We start from the raw sequence: 18,696 nt of genomic DNA, 5'->3' as shown, positions 1-18,696 counted from the left end.
ATTTTTTTCAATCGGCGGCGCTTTTTCGCGATGTTCGGGGAAACGCGCCGCCCTTTGCTTTCGAATGCCTTTCACAGATCGACGCAATTTCACGCAAATCGATGTAGAGGCCGTTGAAAGCGGTGATCCAGGCAACCGGTTACGGCAGTTATCGACCGGTTCGCGCCGTTTATTTAGGTTGGGAAACCGTGACCAGCGCCGGACGCAGCACGCGCTCGGCGATCACGTAACCCTTTTGCAGGACCGAAACGACGGTGTTGGCTTCCTGCTCGGACGGCACCATCGAGATAGCCTGATGGCGATGCGGATCGAACTTCTCGCCAACCGGGTTGATCGCCACCACCTTGCCCTTCTCCAGCGCGCCGGAGAGCTGCTTGAGCGTGAGTTCGACGCCTTCGTTGACCTTGGCGAGGTCGTCCGAGCCGTGCGCGAGCGCGGCTTCCAGGCTGTCCACCACCGGCAGCAGGTGTTCGGCGAAGCTTTCGATCGCGAACTTGTGGGCCTTGGCGACGTCTTCCTGCGCGCGGCGGCGGACGTTTTCCGTCTCGGCCTTGGCGCGCATGAACGCGTCCTGCAGTTCGGCGATCTTCGCCTGGGCTTCGGCCAGCGCGGCGTCGGCGCCTTCGGCTGCCGGTGCGGCGGCAACGCCCTCTTGCTGCGGGGCGGCGGCAGCGGCCTGCGACGCCTCGTCCGCGGGCGTGGGGTTCTGGCTCGTCGGGTTCTCTTGCGTGTTTTCCATGTCGCTGAACGTCGTTGAATAGTAAAAAAGGGAACGAAGCGTGGGGCATCCCGCCCCTCCGCTCGCTGCGCGTTGCGCCAGCGCGACAGATGCTTCGTGGATTGCGACAGCACATGGGTGCCGGATCGCTTGTTTCAAGGGCTTCCGCGCGCTTTTTTAGACAAACATCAAAGCACCGAAACCGCCGGTTACAACCATTACTGCAGCGCGGAAAAAATCGGATTGAGTGCGCCGCGCGGCTGACCTACACTCAGGAGCAGGTGCTGATCACGCCGTGTTTACCCGGAGCTTTCAACACCCCACCGAACCGGTCCGCACGCACCACAACGGGCCACCTGTCTGGCCGTTTTGCAGCGATCCCATGGGGAGTACCGTGAAACTGACCTTTGCCATCTCGGTGGTCGCTCTGGTACTGATCGCCGGGACCACCACCATCTGCATGTCGGGCGCCGTGAACGACAACACCACGGAATATGGGAGCGCGCACGCCACGATGGAAGCGCTCTTCAACCCTCACGCGAAAGTTTGTCGATAGTGCGCCGGTCGCGCTTGGTCGGCCTGCCGTGCAACGCGGAGGCCGGCTCGCGAAACAGCTTGCGTCGTTCCTGTTCGGCCACGCGCGCCGCGCGGCTTTCCCCGGTTTCTGCATACAGCGATTGCGCAACGCTCGCCGGCCCGCGCACTTCACAGATCCCCAGCACGTCCACTTCCAAGCGCACGTGATCGATCTCGACTTCGACGCGATCGCCCACCCGCACATCCTTCGACGCCTTGACCGCCTCGCCGCCGATGCGCACATGGCCTTTGTTCACGGCGTCCGTGGCCAGCGAGCGCGTCTTGAAAAACCGCGCCGCCCACAGCCATTTGTCGATGCGCAAACGCGCGCCCGGTTCGGTGGAGATCTTGTAGTTCATCGATGACTTCCTGCTGACAATTCTTCTGCCGTGCTCAAACGCGCAGCGGCGCTGTCAGGCCGTCGCGCCCGCGTGAGCCGGCGCCTGCACCGGCCAGCCTTGCAGGTTCTGCGCAACGATCTCTCCCAGCGCCGAAATCCACGCCGGCGAATTGTTCAGGCACGGAATACGGTGGAACTCCTTGCCGCCGCCATGCAGGAATTCGTCGCGCACTTCCATGCCAATTTCCTCGATTGTTTCGAGGCAATCCGCCGTGAAACCGGGACAGAACACGTCGGCGCGACGCACGCCGCCCTGCCCGAGTTCCTTGAGTGTGGGTGCGGTGTAGGGCTGCAGCCACTGCGCGCGTCCAAAGCGCGACTGGAACGTCACGCGGCATTCGACCGTCGACAGACCCAGCGCATGCATCAGCAGCGAAGCGGTCTGCTGACACTGGTCGTGATACGGATCGCCGAGATCGAGCGTGCGGCTCGGCACGCCGTGGAAGCTCAGTACGAGGCGGTCGCCGGAAGCGAAATCGGGCCGTCCATGCGCATGCCAGTACTGCTGCACCTGGGCCGCCAGCGCGCCGATATAGGCCGGATGGTCGTGGTACGAACGGATGGTGCGAATTTCCGGCTGGTTGCGCATACGACGCAGTGCAGCAAAAGCAGCGTCGAAAGCCGTGGCCGTGGTCGACGCCGAATATTGCGGATACATCGGCACGAGCAGGATGCGTTCGGCGCCCGCGAGCTTGAGCTGATTGAGCATCGCCGGGATGTCGGGCGTGCCGTAGCGCATCGCGTAATCGACCAGCACGGTGTAATCGTTGATCTGCAGCAGATGTCGCAGGGCGTCGGTCTGCTTTTGCGTGTGTACGCGCAGCGGCGAGCCTTCGGGGGTCCAGACCGCCGCGTATTTTTTGGCGGACGAGCGCCCGCGCAGCGGCAGGATCAGCCCGCGCAGGATCACCTGCCAGACCGGCGCGGGAATCTCGACCACGCGCGGATCGGAGAGAAATTGCGCGAGATAGCGACGCACGGCGCGCGGCGTGGGCGCATCGGGGGTGCCGAGATTGATGAGCAGCACCGCGACACGATGCGCGACAGTGGACTGCAAGGGCCGTTCGAGGTCGAAACGCATAGGCGATCAGGGACGCCACGCGCGGGGCGCGGCAACGGTTGCACAAGTGCGCATTATAGCGGGCAGTGTTTTACCCGACCGCGCTAGCCATTCGGCCAATGGCGCGGCGCGCCGCTTCGGGCGATCATGCGTACAGACGGAAATCGGGCGAGCAAACGGGCGAACAAACGCTCAGTTCTGGCTGAGCGTGAGCGAAAGCAGGCGCGCGGTGATATCCACAATCGGAATCACGCGGTTGTAGGCCATGCGCGTGGGGCCGATCACGCCCAGCGTGCCGACGATCTTGCCGTTGACTTCGTACGGCGCGGTCACCACGCTCATTTCCTCGATCGGCACGAGTTGCGACTCCCCGCCGATGAAGATCTGCACGCCCTGGGCATGGCTGGAGACGTCCAGCAGTTGCAGCAGGCTGGTCTTCTGGTCGAACACGTCGAACAGCTTGCGCAGGCGCGCCATGTCCGAAGAGAGATCCGCCACTTCGAGCAGGTTGCGTTCGCCCGAGATCAGCACGGTCTCGCCGGTATCGGATTCCTCGGTGCTCGCGGTCACGGCCGCGTGCATCAGGGTGGTCATGTCGCCACGCAGGGCATCGATTTCCTCGCGCAGGCGGCGACGCACATCATCGAAGGAGAGACCCGCGAAATGCGCGTTGATGTAATTGGAAGCTTCGATCAGCTCGGAAGGCGTGAAATCGCGCTGGGTCGCCATGATGCGATTCTGCACGTCGCCTTCGGGCGTCACGATGATGAGCAGGATGCGCTTGTCCGACAGGCGCATGAACTCGATCTGCTTGAACACGTGGCTGCGGCGCGGCGTGAGCACCACGCCCGCGAACTGCGAGAGGTTCGACAGCACGCTGGCCGCCGCCGCCACCACCTTCTGCGGCTCGCCCGGGCGCAGCGTGGTCTTGACCGCGCGCGTGACGGCGTCCTCTTCGGCGGAAGGCTCGACGGTCAGCATGGTGTCGACGAACAGACGGTAGCCGCGCGGCGTGGGCACGCGCCCCGCCGAGGTGTGCGGGCTGGAAACGAGCCCCAGCTCCTCCAGGTCGGACATCACGTTGCGGATCGTCGCCGGGCTCAGTTCGAGCCCGGAGAAACGCGACAGCGTGCGCGAGCCGACCGGCTGACCTTCGGCGATGTAGCGCTCGATCAGCGTTTTGAGGAGGGTTTGTGCGCGGGGATCTAGCATGACTGAAAATTCTAGCCTAATGCCGGGTTGGCGGCGAGTACGCGCGGGCAAGGGCAGCGGCGCCCCGGGTTCATCGGCAGGTCACGCAGATGTCAAAGCCATGTCACCGGCGTCTGCCCAGGAGCGGTCCGGCCCACGCCCATTGGGCATGAGCGCGGCCGCGAGGTTCTTTTCATGCACTGACTATGGTGTAATGCGGGCATGCAGATCCAGAAGATCCAGAGCCAGTTCAAAACGGTTGCGCTCGTTGGGCGCAGCAATACGCAAGGCATTGGCGAGCCGCTGACGGCGCTCGCCCAGACCATCTCCCAGCGTGGCTTCGACGTCGTGTTCGAAGCGCAGACCGCCCAGGAGATCGGCGTGAGCGGTTATCCCGCGCTGCAACCCGCCGAAATCGGCGCGCGCGCGGACGTGGCCGTGGTGCTCGGCGGCGACGGCACGATGCTCGGCATCGGCCGCCAGCTCGCGCCCTACCGCACGCCGCTTATCGGCATCAACCATGGGCGTCTAGGCTTCATCACCGACATCCCGTTCTCCGACATGCAGGAGATCGTGCCGCAACTGCTCGCGGGCAGCTTCGAGCGCGAGGAGCGCTCGCTGCTCGAATCGCGCATCATGCGCGACGGCGATCCGATCTACCACGCGCTCGCCTTCAACGACGTGGTCGTGAACCGCTCGGGTTTCTCGGGCATGGCGGAACTGCGTGTGCACGTGGACGGCCGCTTCATGTACAACCAGCGCTCGGACGGCCTGATCGTCGCCACGCCCACGGGATCGACGGCTTACGCGCTGTCGTCGCAGGGGCCGATCCTGCATCCGCAGCTGCAAGGCATCGTGCTCGTGCCGATCGCGCCGCATGCGCTCTCGAACCGCCCGATCGTGCTGCCCGACGACTGCAAGGTGAGCATCCAGATCGTCGCGGGCCGCGACGTCAACGTGAACTTCGACATGCAGTCGTTCACGGCGGTCGAACTCAACGACGTGATCGAAGTGCGCCGCTCGCGCCATACGGTGCCCTTCCTGCACCCGGTCGGCTACAGCTATTACCGGACGCTGCGCCAGAAGCTGCACTGGAACGAGCCACCCGCGCTGCAGAACCTGACGCCTGATCCGCACGACTGATACCCGAATCTGTCCGCGATGCGCGCATGTCGGCCACTATTGCGACAATCGCGACGATCGTGACCATCCCGCTGAAACAACGAACCATCGAACCGGCGCCATCGCCATCCGCCAGATTCAAGACGCCATGCTCCGTCATCTCTCGATTCGCGACTTCGTGATCGTCGCCGCGCTCGATCTCGAATTCGACAGCGGCTTCACCGTGTTTTCCGGCGAGACCGGCGCGGGCAAGTCGATTCTCATCGACGCTCTTGCGCTGACGCTGGGCGCGCGCGCCGACGCAGGCGTGGTGCGCGCAGGCGAAAGCCGCGCCGACATCACCGCTGAATTCGATGCGCCGCCGCACGTCGCGGCATGGCTGGAAGAACAGGCGCTGACCAACAGCGACGCCGAGAACGGCGTGATCCTGCGCCGCGTGGTCGATAGCGGCGGCCGCTCGCGTGCCTTCATCAACGGCACGCCCGCGACGCTTGCGCAACTGCGCGACATCGGCGAGCGTCTCGTCGATATCCACGGCCAGCACGCGCATCAATTGCTGATGCGCCCGGACGCCCAGCGCGAACTGTTCGACACGCACGCAGGCCTGCTCGAACTGGCCGCGCGCGTCACGCGCGCCTGGCGCGACGCCCGCGATGCGCGCTTCGCGGTGCAGACCGCGCAGGCGCGCGAGCGCGAACAGCAGCTCGAACGCGAGCGCCTCGCCTGGCAACTCGCCGAACTCGACAAGCTCGCGCCCCAGCCGGGCGAATGGGAAGAAGTGAGCGCGGAGCACACGCGGCTGTCCAATTCGGCGAACCTGATCGAGGGCGTGCAAGGCGCGCTGGTGGCCCTGTCAGAATCCGACGACGCGATGATTTCCGGTCTGAACTCGATCGTCTCGAAGCTGCGCGATCTGGCCGAAGTCGACGGCGCACTCGGCGACGCGCTCGCCGCGCTCGAACCGGCGGCGATCCAGCTTCAGGAAGCGGCCTACTCGCTGTCGCATTACGCGCAGCGGCTCGAACTCGATCCGAACCGGCTCGCCCAGGTCGAGAAGCGGCTGGACGCGCTGCATTCGGCGTCGCGCAAATTCCGCCTGCAGCCGGAAGCGCTGCCCGCCGAGCATGCATCGCGCCGCCAGCAACTGGCGCTGCTCGACGCCGCGTCCGATCTCGACGCGCTGCGCGCCGCCGCCGACAAGGCCAACGAGGCGTATCTCGTCGAAGCGCGCCAGCTTTCGGCCGCGCGCGCCGGGGCTGCGCAGGCCTTGGGCGCGGCGGTCACGCAGGGCATGCAGGAACTCTCGATGGCGGGCGGCAGCTTCGAAGTCGCGCTGGTGCCGCTGGGCGGCAATAGCGGCAACGGCGAGCCAGTGGGCGGCGCACATGGTCTTGAGCAGATCGAATTCCGCGTCGCGGGCCACGCGGGCGTGCCGCTGCGACCGCTCGCGAAGATCGCCTCGGGCGGCGAACTCGCGCGTATCAGCCTCGCGCTCGCGGTGATCGCGAGCGCCGCGAGCCCCACGCCCACGCTGATCTTCGACGAAGTGGACACCGGCATTGGCGGCGGCGTCGCGGAAGTGGTCGGGCGCCTGCTGCATCAGCTTGGGCAAGCGCGCCAGGTGCTGTGCGTCACCCACTTGCCGCAGGTGGCGGCGCGCGGCGACCATCATTTTCAGGTGGCCAAGGCCGGCGACGGCAACGGCGGCACGGTCTCGGCGGTCACGGCGCTCGACAGAACCAGCCGCGTGGAGGAAGTCGCGCGCATGCTCGGTGGGCTGGAAATCACCGCGACCACGCGGCGGCATGCCAAGGAAATGCTGGCGGCTTGAAGTCAACCGCCCGACGCTGCGGGCAGCGGCGGGCGGCCATCGTGGGTTTCTACGTCATGGCTGCGTGCCACAGCGCCCGCGTTTCGTCTTACGGGTTTTCCGCACGGCTGGGCGCGGGCGCCGCGCCCACGGCCCTGCGTATGCGGGCAACCTGATCTGCGCTCACCGCAGCAGCGCGATTGCCCCAACTCGAACGAACGAAAGTCAGCACATCGGCGATGTCGCGGTCGGTCAGGCGGCTCGCGAATCCCGGCATGCCGTAATGCGTCGGCGCGGCTTTGGTCGACGGCATCTGACCGCCTTGCAGCACGAGGTGGACAAGCGAAGTGGGATCGGCGCCGTTGACAACCGAACTGAGCGCGAGCGCCGGGAACGTCTGCGCGTATCCGCTTCCGCTCGTGCGATGACAGGCCGCGCAATTGTCCACGTAGGTGAGCGCCCCGTTGTCACGCGCGGTTCCGGCGCGCAGCTTCAGCGCCGCGCTGGCGTCGGGCACCAGCGCCGCCCCGCCCTCGTGAGCCGGCTTCAACGTTTTCAGATAGGCGGCGATGGCTGCGAGATCCGCGTCGCTCATGTACTGGGTGCTGCGCTCGACCACGTCCGACATCCCCCCGAATGCCGCAGCGTGAGTGCTGCGCCCGCCCTTGAGGAACGCGACGATATCGTCCTCGCTCCATGCGCCGAGCCCGTCCTGGCGGTCGCCGCGCAGATTCTTCGCAACGTAGCCATCGACCACGCCGCCCGAGAGAAAGTACCGGCCATCGTCGCTCAAGGCTTTCTCCTGCAGACCGAGCCCGCGCGGCGTGTGGCATGCGCCGCAGTGCGCGGCCCCTTCCACCAGGTAGCGTCCGCGCGCCACGCGCTGGGCACCGGAAGCGGCCGCGTCGGCGTTTGCCACGGGCGCCGGCGCGAACGTCATGCGCCAGAAGCGCAACGGCCAGCGCATCGACAGCGGCCAGACGATGCCCGTCGCCCGGTTGGTCCGCGAAACCGGTGCGACCTCATGCCGGAAGTAGGCATAGAGGGCGCCCACATCGGCTGGCGTCAATCTGGCGTATGACACGTACGGCATGGCTGGATACAGCGTCGTACCGTCCTTCGCAATCCCACGTCGAACCGCCCGGTCGAAGTCTTCAAGGCTGTAGTCGCCGATGCCGGTGGCTTTGTCCGGCGTGATATTGGACGAATAGATGACGCCCACCGGAGAGGCGATCCCAAGCCCGCCGGCGAAAGGTTTTCCCCCCTTAGCCGTGTGGCAGGCGACACAATCGGCGGCGCTTGCCAGATAACGGCCCTGGGCGATCAGTTGCGCACTGGCCTGCGCCGATGGTGCGCCGGACGCAAGCACCTTGGCGGGCGCATCGATGGATGCAGCGGCGCGCGCCTGCACCGCTCCGAGGGCACCTGCCAGCAGCACGATAGTCGCAAGTTTCTTGAATTTCATGGCCGCCTCCTCAAACCTGCACCAGCGGCGCCGGATGTTTCAGGTACTGCTCGCGAATCGCTTTGGCGCAATGCCATGCGAGCGCCGCCACGAGCCCGGTCGGGTTGTAGCCCATGTTCTGCGGAAACGCCGATGCACCAGTCACGAATACATTCGGCACATCCCAGCTCTGCAGATATTTGTTGACCACGCTCGTGCGCGGCGAATCGCCCATCACTGCGCCGCCCGTCGTATGCGTCGACTGATAGACGCGCGTGTCGTAGTGCTGGCAGCGCTTGCGCACCGCCTTGAACAAGGCTTGTGGGTTCATCGCGCGCGCGACCTCCTCCATGCGCGTGCCCATGTAGTCGAGCATCGCGTATTCGTTGTCATGCCAGTCGAAGGTCATGCGCAGCAGCGGCTGACCGAAGGCGTCGCGATAGGTCGGATCGAGATCGAGATACGCGTCGCGATACGGCATGACGGAGCCCGAAATGCCGATGGTCAAAAAGCGCTGGTACGCGTCGGCCACGCCCGCCTTCCACGCGCTGCCCCATGCGGGCGTGCCGGGCACCGTGGGCGTCTGCTGGATCGGCCGGCCGCCATAGCGAACGTGGCGGATGCTCGCGCCGCCCACGAAGCCAAGCGGTCCGTGATCGAACTGGTCGCCGTTCAGGTCGTCGAGGGCCACGCCGCCCGCTCCGGTGCCGATGAACGGATTGAGCTGCGTGCCTTCGGGCAGCAGCACGTTCACGGCGCCATTCATCTGGTAGGCGTAATTGCGCCCCACCACCCCTTCGCCGGTTCTGGGATCGTAGGGCTTGCCGATGCCCGAAAGCAGCAGCAGGCGCACGTTGTGCATCTGGAACGCCGCGACAATCACGAGATCGGCGGGCTGTTCGACCTCGCGTCCCTGGGCATCGATGTAGCTCACGCCAGTCGCGCGTTTGCCGTCGGCGGCAAGCAGCACCTTCGTCACATGGGCGTGGGTGCGAAGCTCGAAATTGGGCTTCTTGAGCAGCACCGGCAGGATGGTGGTCTGCGGCGAGGCCTTCGCGTACATATAGCAGCCGAAGTCTTCGCAAAAGCCGCAGAAATTGCACGGCCCAAGACGCACGCCATAGGGATTCGTGTAGGGCTGCGAAGCGTTAGCGGCCGGCGCGGGATACGGATGGAAACCGGCTTCGCGCGCCGCCTTCTCGAACAGTTGCGCACCGTAGGTGTTCTTCAGCGCGGGCGTCGGAAAGTCGCCGCTGCGGCGGCCTTCGAGCGGATTGCCGCCTGCCGTGGCGACGCCGTTCAGGTTGCCTGCCTGGCCCGATGTGCCGAACACCTTTTCCGCGAAGGCGAAATGCGGTTCGAGCTCGTCGTAGCTCACGCCGAAGTCCTGCACCTGCATGCCCTCGGGCATGAAGCGCCGCCCATAGCGCGTTTCATAGCGCGTGCGAAGTTGCAGTTCTTCGGGCAGCGCGCGGTAGTGCATGCCGTTCCAGTGAAAGCCGGCGCCGCCCACCCCGTTGCCAAGGTAGAACGAACCATGCTGCCGGTAAGGCACGGCGACGTCGGCCATACCGTGGCGGATGGTCACCGTCTCGCGCGAGAGGTCCTGAAACAGCTTGCCACGCACTGCATACTTGAGTTCGTCGATGACTTTCGGATACTCGGCATCGGTGGGAGTGTCACGCATCGCGCCGCGTTCGAGTGCGACGACGTCCAGACCTGCGTCGGTCAATTCCTGGGCGAGGATCGCCCCGGTCCAGCCGAATCCCACGATCACGCAATCGACTTTGTTCTTTTTGATCGCCATGCTGTTGCCTTATCCCCGTCTGCCGTCGATCGACACAGGGCCGTACGGATACTTCACGCCCGGCTGATCGATCCAGTCCGCAAAATCCGCCCGCGCGCCGGTAAAGCCGATCATCTTCCAGCCCACCATGTCCTTGTTGCCGCCGTAGATCGGATCGGCGAAAAAACCCTCCTTCGCATGGGCGAGCAGGAAGGCGAAAAAAGTCTGGGCAGGCACGCTTTCGAAGCCGATCTGCGCGTGCTCCATCTGGCCGAGCACGGTTTCCTGCTCGTGCTGCGCAAGCTGCGCGAACGGTTTGCCGGCGAACCGCGCGCGGCAATGCGCGTCGCAGGCCCGGATGCCGAGCCGGAATACGTCGCGCGGCGCGAGATTCAGCTGGAAGCCCATTTCCGCGGGCTGATCGGTGTGGAACGGGCCTTGGGTGTACCAGAGCTTGCCGTAGCCATAGGGCGTTTCCATCTGCCGGTCGATGTATTCGGGGACGCCCGCCGCCAGCGCGCCAGCACCGTGGCTGTCAGCGGGAATCAGGCGATCGACGGCAGCCTGCAGGAATTGCCATTCATCGGCGGTGAAATAATCCGGCCGGTAAGCGCCGGCGACTGGCGTATCGCCCGGAGGGGAAGGTTTGCTGCATGCAGCCTGGGTGAGCGCGCCGCCCGTGGTGACGGACGCGGCGGGCACAACGGCCAGCATCTGCCGCAGGAAGCGGCGGCGTGGTTCCTGATTGCTCGACATAACGGGGGGGTTGCAACGTTGGGTCAATCGTTGCTTTGACAACGATTCAGACGGTCAGAAGGATCTAGCCATGCAAAATGCATGCGAACCTTAATCCAACCATCGAATCTTGAAATTGCCGAAGCGGATTTTCACCGATGTGCGTTGATGCACGTCAGAAGGTTCTCCGTTACCACCCCACATCCCCCTACAACAACTACGGAACAATCTCACACCCGATCCTGTCACACAGGATTCCTTACCAATTACGAAAGACCTCTCACCAGAAAGAAGGCGCGCGCGCCGCCGCTCCAGCGACGGCACAGCACGCACCCTGTTAAGGGCAGGGCCGGGTCAGCCTCGCTCCCCAAACACCCGTTTCCACAAGCCCAGCACCACTTGCCGCTCCGCCTCCACGCGCGCAGGATCGACGCGCGCGGTTTCCATCCCGTCCAGCCGCAACTGATGCTGGAGTTTGCGATAGAGCCGGTACGCCGAACCCACGGCATCGGCTTCGGCTTCGCTCATCAGCCCGAAACGCGACACCTCGCGCAGCAGCGCGATATTGCCAGTATTGCGGATCAGCTCCGGGTCCTGCGCCGCATGCAGCAGCACCCAGTACTGCACCGTGAACTCGATATCGACCATGCCGCCGCGATCGTGCTTGAGATCGAACAGCGGCGTGCGGTTCGGATGCCCATCCTCGACACGCTGGCGCATCTCGACGATCTCCTGCGCGAGCGGCGCGGCGTCGCGCGGCGTCGTCAGCACCTGCACGCGGATCGCCTCGAACGCATTGCCGATCGCCGCATCGCCCGCCGAGAAGCGCGCGCGCGTAAGCGCCTGGTGCTCCCAAACCCAGGCCGTATTCGCCGCGTCGCCTTCGCGCAATTGATAGCGCCGGAACGAGTCGAGATCGGTCACGAGCAGGCCCGATTCGCCATTGGGCCGCAGCCGCAGATCGATATCGAACAGCGTGCCCGCGCCCGTGGCCGTGGTGAGCCAGGTGATCAGGCGGCGCGCGAACGCCGCGTAGATTTCAGCGGCGCGGTCGTCTTCGTCGTCGTAGAGGAAGATGATGTCGAGGTCCGAGGCATAGCCCAGTTCCTTGCCGCCGAGCTTGCCGTACGCGATCGCCGCAAAACGCGGCACCTCGCGATGGCGTTTACCAAACTGCTTCCAGACGGTTTCGATGGTGACGTCGAGCACCGCATCGGCAAGTTCGGACAGCCGGTCGCTGACATGCTCCACCGAGAGCCGCCCCGCCAGATCGTTGAGCAGGATGCGGAACACTTCGGCCTGATGGGCGTGGCGCAGCAGGTCCATCTGCTGTTCCATGTCGGCGGCGGTGGCGAGGCGCGCGCGCAGCAGACGCGAAAACACGGGCCAGTCGAACGGCGAGGAAATCGCCTCGTCGTCGAGCAGTTCGTCGAGCAGTTGAGGATGGCGGATCAGATAGCCCGCCGCCCATCGCGACGCGCCCAGCACCTTGAGCACGCGGCTGAGCGCATCCGGATATTCGGTGAGCAGCGCCAGATACGCGCCGCGCCGGATCACGGCTTCGAGCAGGTCGAACATGCGCGCGAGCGTGTCGCCGCGACGCTCGCGCGGCTCCATCGTGCGCGCAGCTTCGAGCGCGCGCTTGGCGACGCTATCGAAGCGTTCGCGGCTTTTCTCGGGCAGGCCGGTGTAGCGCGACGACTGCCACAGACCGCGCAGACGCGCGAGCAACGGCGCGGGATCGTCGATGCCGAGTTCGATCAGACGCGCGAGCAGATCGCCGTCGGCGCCCTCTTCCCCCAGCGCGCTGCTCCAGACCCACGCCGCCACGCCGTCGTCGGGTGCGCCACAGCCGCTTTCGCCGCCCACCTTGTCGGAGAAAATCTGGTCGAACTGCTGCTCCACTTTTTCCCGATGCGCGTCGAGCACGCGCATCAGCGCCGCATAGTCGTCGTAGCCCATCGAGTGCGCGAGCGCCGCGCGCTCGGCTTCATCGACGGGCATCGCGTGCGTCTGCGCATCGTCGCGGTATTGCAGACGGTGTTCGAGTGCGCGCAGGAAGTCATAGGCCAGCGTCAGTTCATGGCAGATCTCGGGCGCGATCAGCCCGCGCGCCGCCGCGTAGCCAAGCACCGCAAGCGTCGGGCGCACCCGAAAGCCCGCATCCTGGCCGCCGCGAATCAGCTGGAACACCTGCGCGCTGAATTCGATCTCGCGGATGCCGCCGCGCCCGAGCTTGATGTCGTCGGCCTTGTCGGGGCGCATCATGGCGCGGCGCTGCGCTTCCTGGCGAATCTGCAGATGCAGCGCGCGGATCGCGCTGATCACGCCAAAGTCCAGATAGCGGCGATAGACGAACGGCTTCACCAGCGCGTCGAGCTGGGTGGCCAGGAGCTGGGCGCTATCGCTCTCGCGTTCGGAAACCAGCCGTCCCTTGATCCAGGCGTAGCGCTCCCACTCGCGGCCCTGCACATAGAAATATTCTTCGAGCATGCCCAGGCTGCACACCAGCGGCCCCGAATCGCCGTTCGGTCGCAGGCGCATGTCGACGCGGAACACAAAACCGTCCGCCGTCACGTCCGACAGCGCGCCAATCAGACGCTTGCCCACGCGCGTGAAAAAGTCCTGGGTGGCGATGGGCGAGCGCTGGCCGCCCGTGGTTTCGCCGTCGTCCTCGTAGACGAAGATCAGGTCGATGTCCGACGAAACATTGAGCTCGCGGCCGCCGAGCTTGCCCATGCCCACCACGCCGAGCGTCAGGCGCTCGCCGTTGGGGCCGCGCGGCTCGCCAAAGAGCGTTTCGAGGTCGGCGCTCACCACCGCCAGCGCGCGCTCGATCGCGACCTCGGCAAGGTCGGTCATGGTGCCGGTGACTTCGACGACGTCCGCGCTACGGGCGAGGTCGCGCTCCATCACGGCGCAGAGAGTTTCGATGCGCAGCTGGCGCAGGGCCTTTTTGAGCTGTTCGTCGGTGAGTGCGGGGACGCGGGCCGCGCCGGGCGTGCCGGGCGTGGCACTTGCTTGCAGACACAGGGCGTCGAGCCGGGCGACGATGCGCTCGCGCGTGATCGGCGCGGCGGCCAGCGCCGCGACCTGGTCGGCCAGTTCCGGACGGGCGGCATAGACGCGCGCCGCATAGCGCGAATAACTGGAACTCAGGAGAGGAATGTCAGTCATGAAGTCTCTGGCTAGACGGATAAAACGGCAGTCGATCTGGTCTGCAGATCCGGTCAACAACGCAGGGAGTGAAGATGGCGAGAGAAGCCGACAGGCATGCCGATGACCGCTATAGCGGCTAACACGCGCCAAACGTGCATGAACGGCATGTGGCCAGGTCATTTCTTCGTGCGCGCAATGCCGTGCAAAGCCCGGCCGACAACCATCCCGGCTTCCCCGGATGGCCGGTCCCACGGTCCTGTGTGATACATTTCGTCGTCAGAACGCAACGCTACCATACCCCACCCGCCGCAGCATGTCCGAGCGTAACGATCCCGCCGGCCCGCCTCAAACCGGACATGCCAGCCGGGAAAGCGCAGACGCGGGCCCGCAACATCACCACCCGGTACTGCGCCATTCGCTGCGCGTGCTGGCGTGCATCGCGCTCGTCCTCTACTTCATCGTCGCCGTGCTGCTGCTCGGGCTGCGCTATGTCGTGCTGCCTCACGTGGACGATTTCCGTCCGCGCATCGAAAAGCTCGTCTCCGACAAGATTCACGCCGATTTCCGCATCGGCAAGCTCTCGCCGCACTGGTCGGGCTTCCAGCCTGGCATCGACGTCGCCAACCTGACGATCCGCGACCGCCACGGCAAGCTCGCGCTGAACGTGCCGCACGCCACCGCCTCGGTCGCCTGGCGCTCGGTGGCGATGCTCGAACCGCTGCTCTCCAGCGTGATCGTCGAAAACCCCGACGTGTCGATCGCGCGCGAGGACGACGGCACACTCACCGTGGCGGGCGTGCCGGTGCCGACCGCCCACACCGGCAACGCCACCTTCACGACCTGGCTGATGCGCCAGCAGGCCATCGTGCTGCGCGGCGGCACGCTGCGCTGGCGCGACGCCACGCGCGACGTGCCCGAACTGAAGCTGTCGAACATCCGTCTGGCGATTCTCAACGACGGTTACGACCACCACATCGCGCTGCAAGCGCCCGCGGAAGGCACCGTGCTGCACGGGCCGCTCGACTTCCGCGCGCAATTCAAGCACACGCGCTTCGCGCCCGCGGGGAAGCCGAACACCTGGAGCGGCAGCGCCTATATCTCCACCGGTACCGTCGATCTGCCCACGCTCTCGCGCTACATTCCACTGCCGCTCACGACCTATGCAGGACGCATCGATAACGCCATCTGGGCGAATTTCGAAGACGGCCGCATCGTTTCCGCCGACGGCACGCTCAGCGGCAACGACATCGCCCTGCGCGTGAAGCCGACCCAGCCGCGCCTCGATCTGCCGATCGCGAGCTTCAACTGGCGCATGGGTCTCGCGCCCGGCGACTACACGCTGCAACTGCGCGAGCTGCGCGCCGAACTCGGCCAGCCGCCGCTCGACGACGGCACGCCGCTCACGCGCTCGCTCACCTTCAATCACCTCGACGCGCATTTCCGTCAGCAGACACTGCAAACCGGCCAGCTGATATCGGTGAGCGGCGATCGCATCGACCTGGGCATCCTCGCCGAATTCATGCGCGGCCTGCCGCTGCCGGGCCGCGTGCAGAACGCGCTGGTGCGCTTCAATCCGCGCGGTCTGGTCGCCAACTACGATCTGGCGATGGAGCGCGCCAAGCCCGATTCGGGCGAAGCCGCCGCCGAGCAGCGCACCACCAGCGCGGAGCCGCTCCTGCACTACCGCTTCAATGGCGACCTGCAAGGTTTCAGCGTGGCGGCCCAGGAACCGGGACCGGGCCTCACGCCGCGCGAACACCCGCGCGCGGGCCTGCCGGGCGTCGAAAATCTCTGGGGGCGCATCGACGCCGACGAATCGCACGGCACCCTCAAGTTCGACACGACGAGCGCGGCCATCACGCTGCCGGGCGTGTTCGACGATCCGCGCCTGCGCTTCGACCGTCTATGGGGCGCGGCCAAATGGACCGTGGCCGCGCAGCGCCAGCCGGGCGACAAGATCAAGGGCTTCGATGTCGATGTGACGGAACTGGGCGTACAGAACGCCGACGCACGCGCGAAGATGACCGCGCACTACCGCAACCCGGGCCACGGGCGCGGCGCGCTCGACCTGGTGGCGCACTTCGATCAGGCCCAGGTCAAGGCAATCCCGCGTTACCTGCCAACCAGCATCAGCGAAAAAACCCGCACCTACCTGGGCCACGGCCTGCAAGCCGGGCTATCGAAAGGCGCGACCCTCGAAATTCACGGCGACCTCGCCAAATTCCCCTATTCGCGCGACCCGAGCGCGGGCCAGTTCCGCATCGTCGCGCCGTTCGCGAACGGGCGCTTCGACCCGTCGCCGTTCCCGCCCAAGAAGATGCGCAACGGTGCGCCCAACGTGTGGCCCGCGTTCGACGGCATCGACGGCACCTTCAAGCTCGCGGAGAACAAACTGCGCTTTGACGTCGCGCACGGCCACTACCGCCGCTTCGTGCTGCATGACGTGAGCGGGCGTATCGACGAACTCGGCGTGAAGGGCTCCGATCTCGTGATCGAAGGCGCGGGGCGCGGGCCGCTCGCCGATCTGCTCGATTACGCCGATAACAGCGCGCTCGGCGCGATCTCGAAGCACGCGACCGCGAAGGTGCAGGCGCAAGGACCGGCCACGCTGGCGCTCAAGCTCACGATTCCGCGCAAGCCGATGCCCAAGGTGGCCGTGGCCGGGGCGATCGGCTTCGAAAACAACACGCTCGCCGCGCACAACGTGCCGCCGCTGTCGAACCTCAATGGCAAGGTGCGCTTCACCAACCGCAGCGCGCAGGTCGATCATCTGACGGGCCGCTTCCTCGGCGGCGATCTGCGCGCCAATGGCGGCATGCGCGAGGACGGGCGCTACGACGTCCATGTCGCCGGCGATGTAGCCGTGGATGCGGCGCGCGGGCTCAACCTGCACGGCACGGCGGCGGCTGTGCTTGGACGCTTCTCGGGCGCGGCGCCGTATTCGCTGTCGGTGACCGGCACGCGCGGCCATCTGCCTGACGTGAAGGCCAGCTCCGATCTGACCGATCTCGCCATCGACCTGCCCGCGCCGTTCGGCAAGACCGCCGGCACGCCGATGCCGCTGCGCTTCGCCCTGCAGCCCGGTCCCGGCGACGATCCGGCTTCGGCGATGCTGTCGGCCAGCGACGCCGCGGCGTTCCAGCACGCCGAACTCAAGCTCGGACCGCTGGCCGCACGCTACGTGCTGCGGCGCAATCCGGGTCATGTGCCGGAAGTCGTGCGCGGCGCGATCGGCATGAACAAACCCGCCGATCTGCCGTCCGAAGGCGTGACGGCGGCCGTCGATCTGCCGTCGTTCGACGCCGATGCATGGCGACGTGTTGCGCAGGAAATTCGCGGCACGGCGGCGGCGATTCCTGCGACGCCCGCTATGGCGGCAAGTTCGACGACCAGTACGACCGCCAGCGCGCCTCAGGCCGCTTCGGCGACATCCACGCAAGCGATGGCATCGCCCGCCGCCGCCGCGTCCTCGCCGCTTGCGCCCGGCGGCGCTTTCGCGTCCTATGTGCCATCGCGCTTCGCGGTTCACATCGGCACGCTAACGCTGCTCAAGCGTCACTGGGAAAACGTGATCGTCGGCGCGTCGCGCGACGCCAACCAGTGGCAAGCCAACGTTGCGTCCAACCAGGTCTCGGGCCATGTCTCGTGGAAACCGGGCGCGGTGCCGGGTTCGCCCGGCACGCTGGAAGCGCGTCTGGCGCGTCTTGTCGTGCCCGCCGCGACCGAGAACGACCTGCTCGCCCAGGCTGTATCGCAGCCCGCGCAGAACATGCCGTCGATCGACCTCGTGGTGAACCAGCTGATCGTGCGCGGACGCGACTTCGGCCGCCTGCAGATCAACGCCCACAACTTCGACGAGAACGGCGTGCCGGTCTGGCAACTCGACACGCTCGACATCGTCAATCCGGCCGGCCACTTCACCGCCACGGAAAACTGGCGCGCCATCGGCGACGAATCCGCCCCTGCCGATACGGCCGGCGGTCTTGCACAGACGCCGCGCCGCACCGCGCTCGACTTCCATCTCGACATCAAGGATGCAGGCGATCTGCTCGAACGCGCGGGCGTGGCGCGCGCGATCAAGGGCGGCACGGGCACCCTCAGCGGCAATCTGGAATGGCGCGGCGGCCCCAGCAAGCTCGACTTCCCGACGCTCAACGGCAGCCTTGCGCTCGATCTGCGCCACGGCGAAATCCTCAAGATTCACCAGGGCGTTGCGACGCTGCTGGGCGTGTTGAGCCTGCAAAGCCTCGCGCGCTATGCCAGCATGGATTTCCGCGATGTGATCGGCGAAGGCCTGCCGTTTACCAGCATCACGGGCAGCGCGCAGATCCAGAACGGCATCGGCCACACCAGCGACTTCAAGCTGGTCACCGCGCCGGGCCGCGCGCAGATGGTGGGCAGCGTCGATCTCGCACACGAGACCCAGGATCTGCGCGTGCATGCCGTGCCGACGGTGAGCGCGGGCGCGGGTGTGATCGTCGCGGCGATCATCAATCCGCTGCTGGGCCTGGGCGCGCTGATCGGCGACGTGGCGCTCTCGCATACGGTCGAGACGACCTTCGCGCGCGACTACGCCATTACGGGATCCTGGGCCAAACCGCACGTTGAGCGACTGCATGGCGATCAGGGTAAGATGGACGCGCAGGTTCCGGCGCCGGCGCATTGAGTTCCAGATCGCCTGGTGATCTGCCTGCC

11 protein-coding genes are annotated in these 18,696 nt (G+C 66.0%); 3 read left to right on the top strand and 8 right to left on the bottom strand.

Going from position 1 to position 18,696, the window contains the following annotated elements; genetic code table 11:
• Positions 1-169 precede the first annotated feature (169 nt).
• The 4 genes from grpE to hrcA all read right to left on the bottom strand — a co-directional run bounded on the left by grpE (position 170) and on the right by hrcA (position 3,966).
• Positions 170-739 carry a nucleotide exchange factor GrpE gene (grpE, locus tag F4827_RS13590; RefSeq protein WP_183724465.1) on the bottom strand — a complete coding sequence of 190 codons (570 nt, stop codon included), beginning with the start codon at positions 737-739 and terminating at the stop codon, positions 170-172.
• A gap of 506 nt (positions 740-1,245) precedes the next feature.
• A complete protein-coding gene (locus F4827_RS13585) occupies positions 1,246-1,653 on the bottom strand; it encodes an RNA-binding S4 domain-containing protein (RefSeq protein ID WP_183724464.1) in 408 nt (135 codons plus the stop codon).
• 54 nt (positions 1,654-1,707) lie between these two features.
• On the bottom strand, positions 1,708-2,775 hold the full coding sequence (hemH, locus tag F4827_RS13580) for a ferrochelatase (RefSeq protein WP_183724463.1): 1,068 nt from the start codon (positions 2,773-2,775) through the stop codon (positions 1,708-1,710).
• A gap of 171 nt (positions 2,776-2,946) precedes the next feature.
• Positions 2,947-3,966, bottom strand: coding sequence for a heat-inducible transcriptional repressor HrcA (hrcA, locus tag F4827_RS13575; protein ID WP_183724462.1), 1,020 nt, complete (start codon positions 3,964-3,966; stop codon positions 2,947-2,949).
• Between the two features lie 201 nt (positions 3,967-4,167).
• Between hrcA and F4827_RS13570 the strand changes: the two genes are divergently transcribed.
• Both F4827_RS13570 and recN read left to right on the top strand, forming a co-directional pair.
• Positions 4,168-5,088 (top strand): NAD kinase, encoded by a 921-nt coding sequence (locus F4827_RS13570; protein WP_183724461.1) that lies wholly within the window; start codon positions 4,168-4,170, stop codon positions 5,086-5,088.
• A 127-nt stretch (positions 5,089-5,215) separates the two neighbouring features.
• Positions 5,216-6,898 carry a DNA repair protein RecN gene (gene recN / locus F4827_RS13565; protein ID WP_183724460.1) on the top strand — a complete coding sequence of 561 codons (1,683 nt, stop codon included), beginning with the start codon at positions 5,216-5,218 and terminating at the stop codon, positions 6,896-6,898.
• Between the two features lie 88 nt (positions 6,899-6,986).
• On the opposite strand, the gene F4827_RS13560 is transcribed toward recN, so the two are convergent.
• From F4827_RS13560 to glnE, 4 genes are all read right to left on the bottom strand, one after another.
• The gene (locus F4827_RS13560; RefSeq protein ID WP_183724459.1) at positions 6,987-8,342 is read right to left on the bottom strand and encodes a cytochrome c; all 1,356 of its coding nucleotides are present in this window, start codon (positions 8,340-8,342) and stop codon (positions 6,987-6,989) included.
• Between the two features lie 10 nt (positions 8,343-8,352).
• Complete coding sequence (locus tag F4827_RS13555) at positions 8,353-10,128, bottom strand: GMC family oxidoreductase (protein ID WP_183724458.1); 1,776 nt, start codon at positions 10,126-10,128, stop codon at positions 8,353-8,355.
• 9 nt (positions 10,129-10,137) lie between these two features.
• Positions 10,138-10,863: a gluconate 2-dehydrogenase subunit 3 family protein gene (locus F4827_RS13550; RefSeq protein WP_183724457.1), complete on the bottom strand. Its 726-nt coding sequence runs from the start codon at positions 10,861-10,863 to the stop codon at positions 10,138-10,140.
• A 333-nt stretch (positions 10,864-11,196) separates the two neighbouring features.
• Positions 11,197-14,019, bottom strand: coding sequence for a bifunctional [glutamate--ammonia ligase]-adenylyl-L-tyrosine phosphorylase/[glutamate--ammonia-ligase] adenylyltransferase (gene glnE, locus F4827_RS13545; protein ID WP_183724456.1), 2,823 nt, complete (start codon positions 14,017-14,019; stop codon positions 11,197-11,199).
• A gap of 295 nt (positions 14,020-14,314) precedes the next feature.
• Here glnE and F4827_RS13540 point away from each other — a divergent pair, with 295 nt between their 5' ends.
• Positions 14,315-18,667 (top strand): YhdP family protein, encoded by a 4,353-nt coding sequence (locus F4827_RS13540; RefSeq protein WP_183724455.1) that lies wholly within the window; start codon positions 14,315-14,317, stop codon positions 18,665-18,667.
• The last annotated feature ends 29 nt before the right edge of the window (positions 18,668-18,696 follow it).

The sequence above is a fragment of the Paraburkholderia bannensis genome (genome assembly GCF_014200455.1).
Lineage (GTDB): Bacteria > Pseudomonadota > Gammaproteobacteria > Burkholderiales > Burkholderiaceae > Paraburkholderia > Paraburkholderia bannensis_A.
This window is presented reverse-complemented; position numbering and strand designations above follow the sequence as displayed.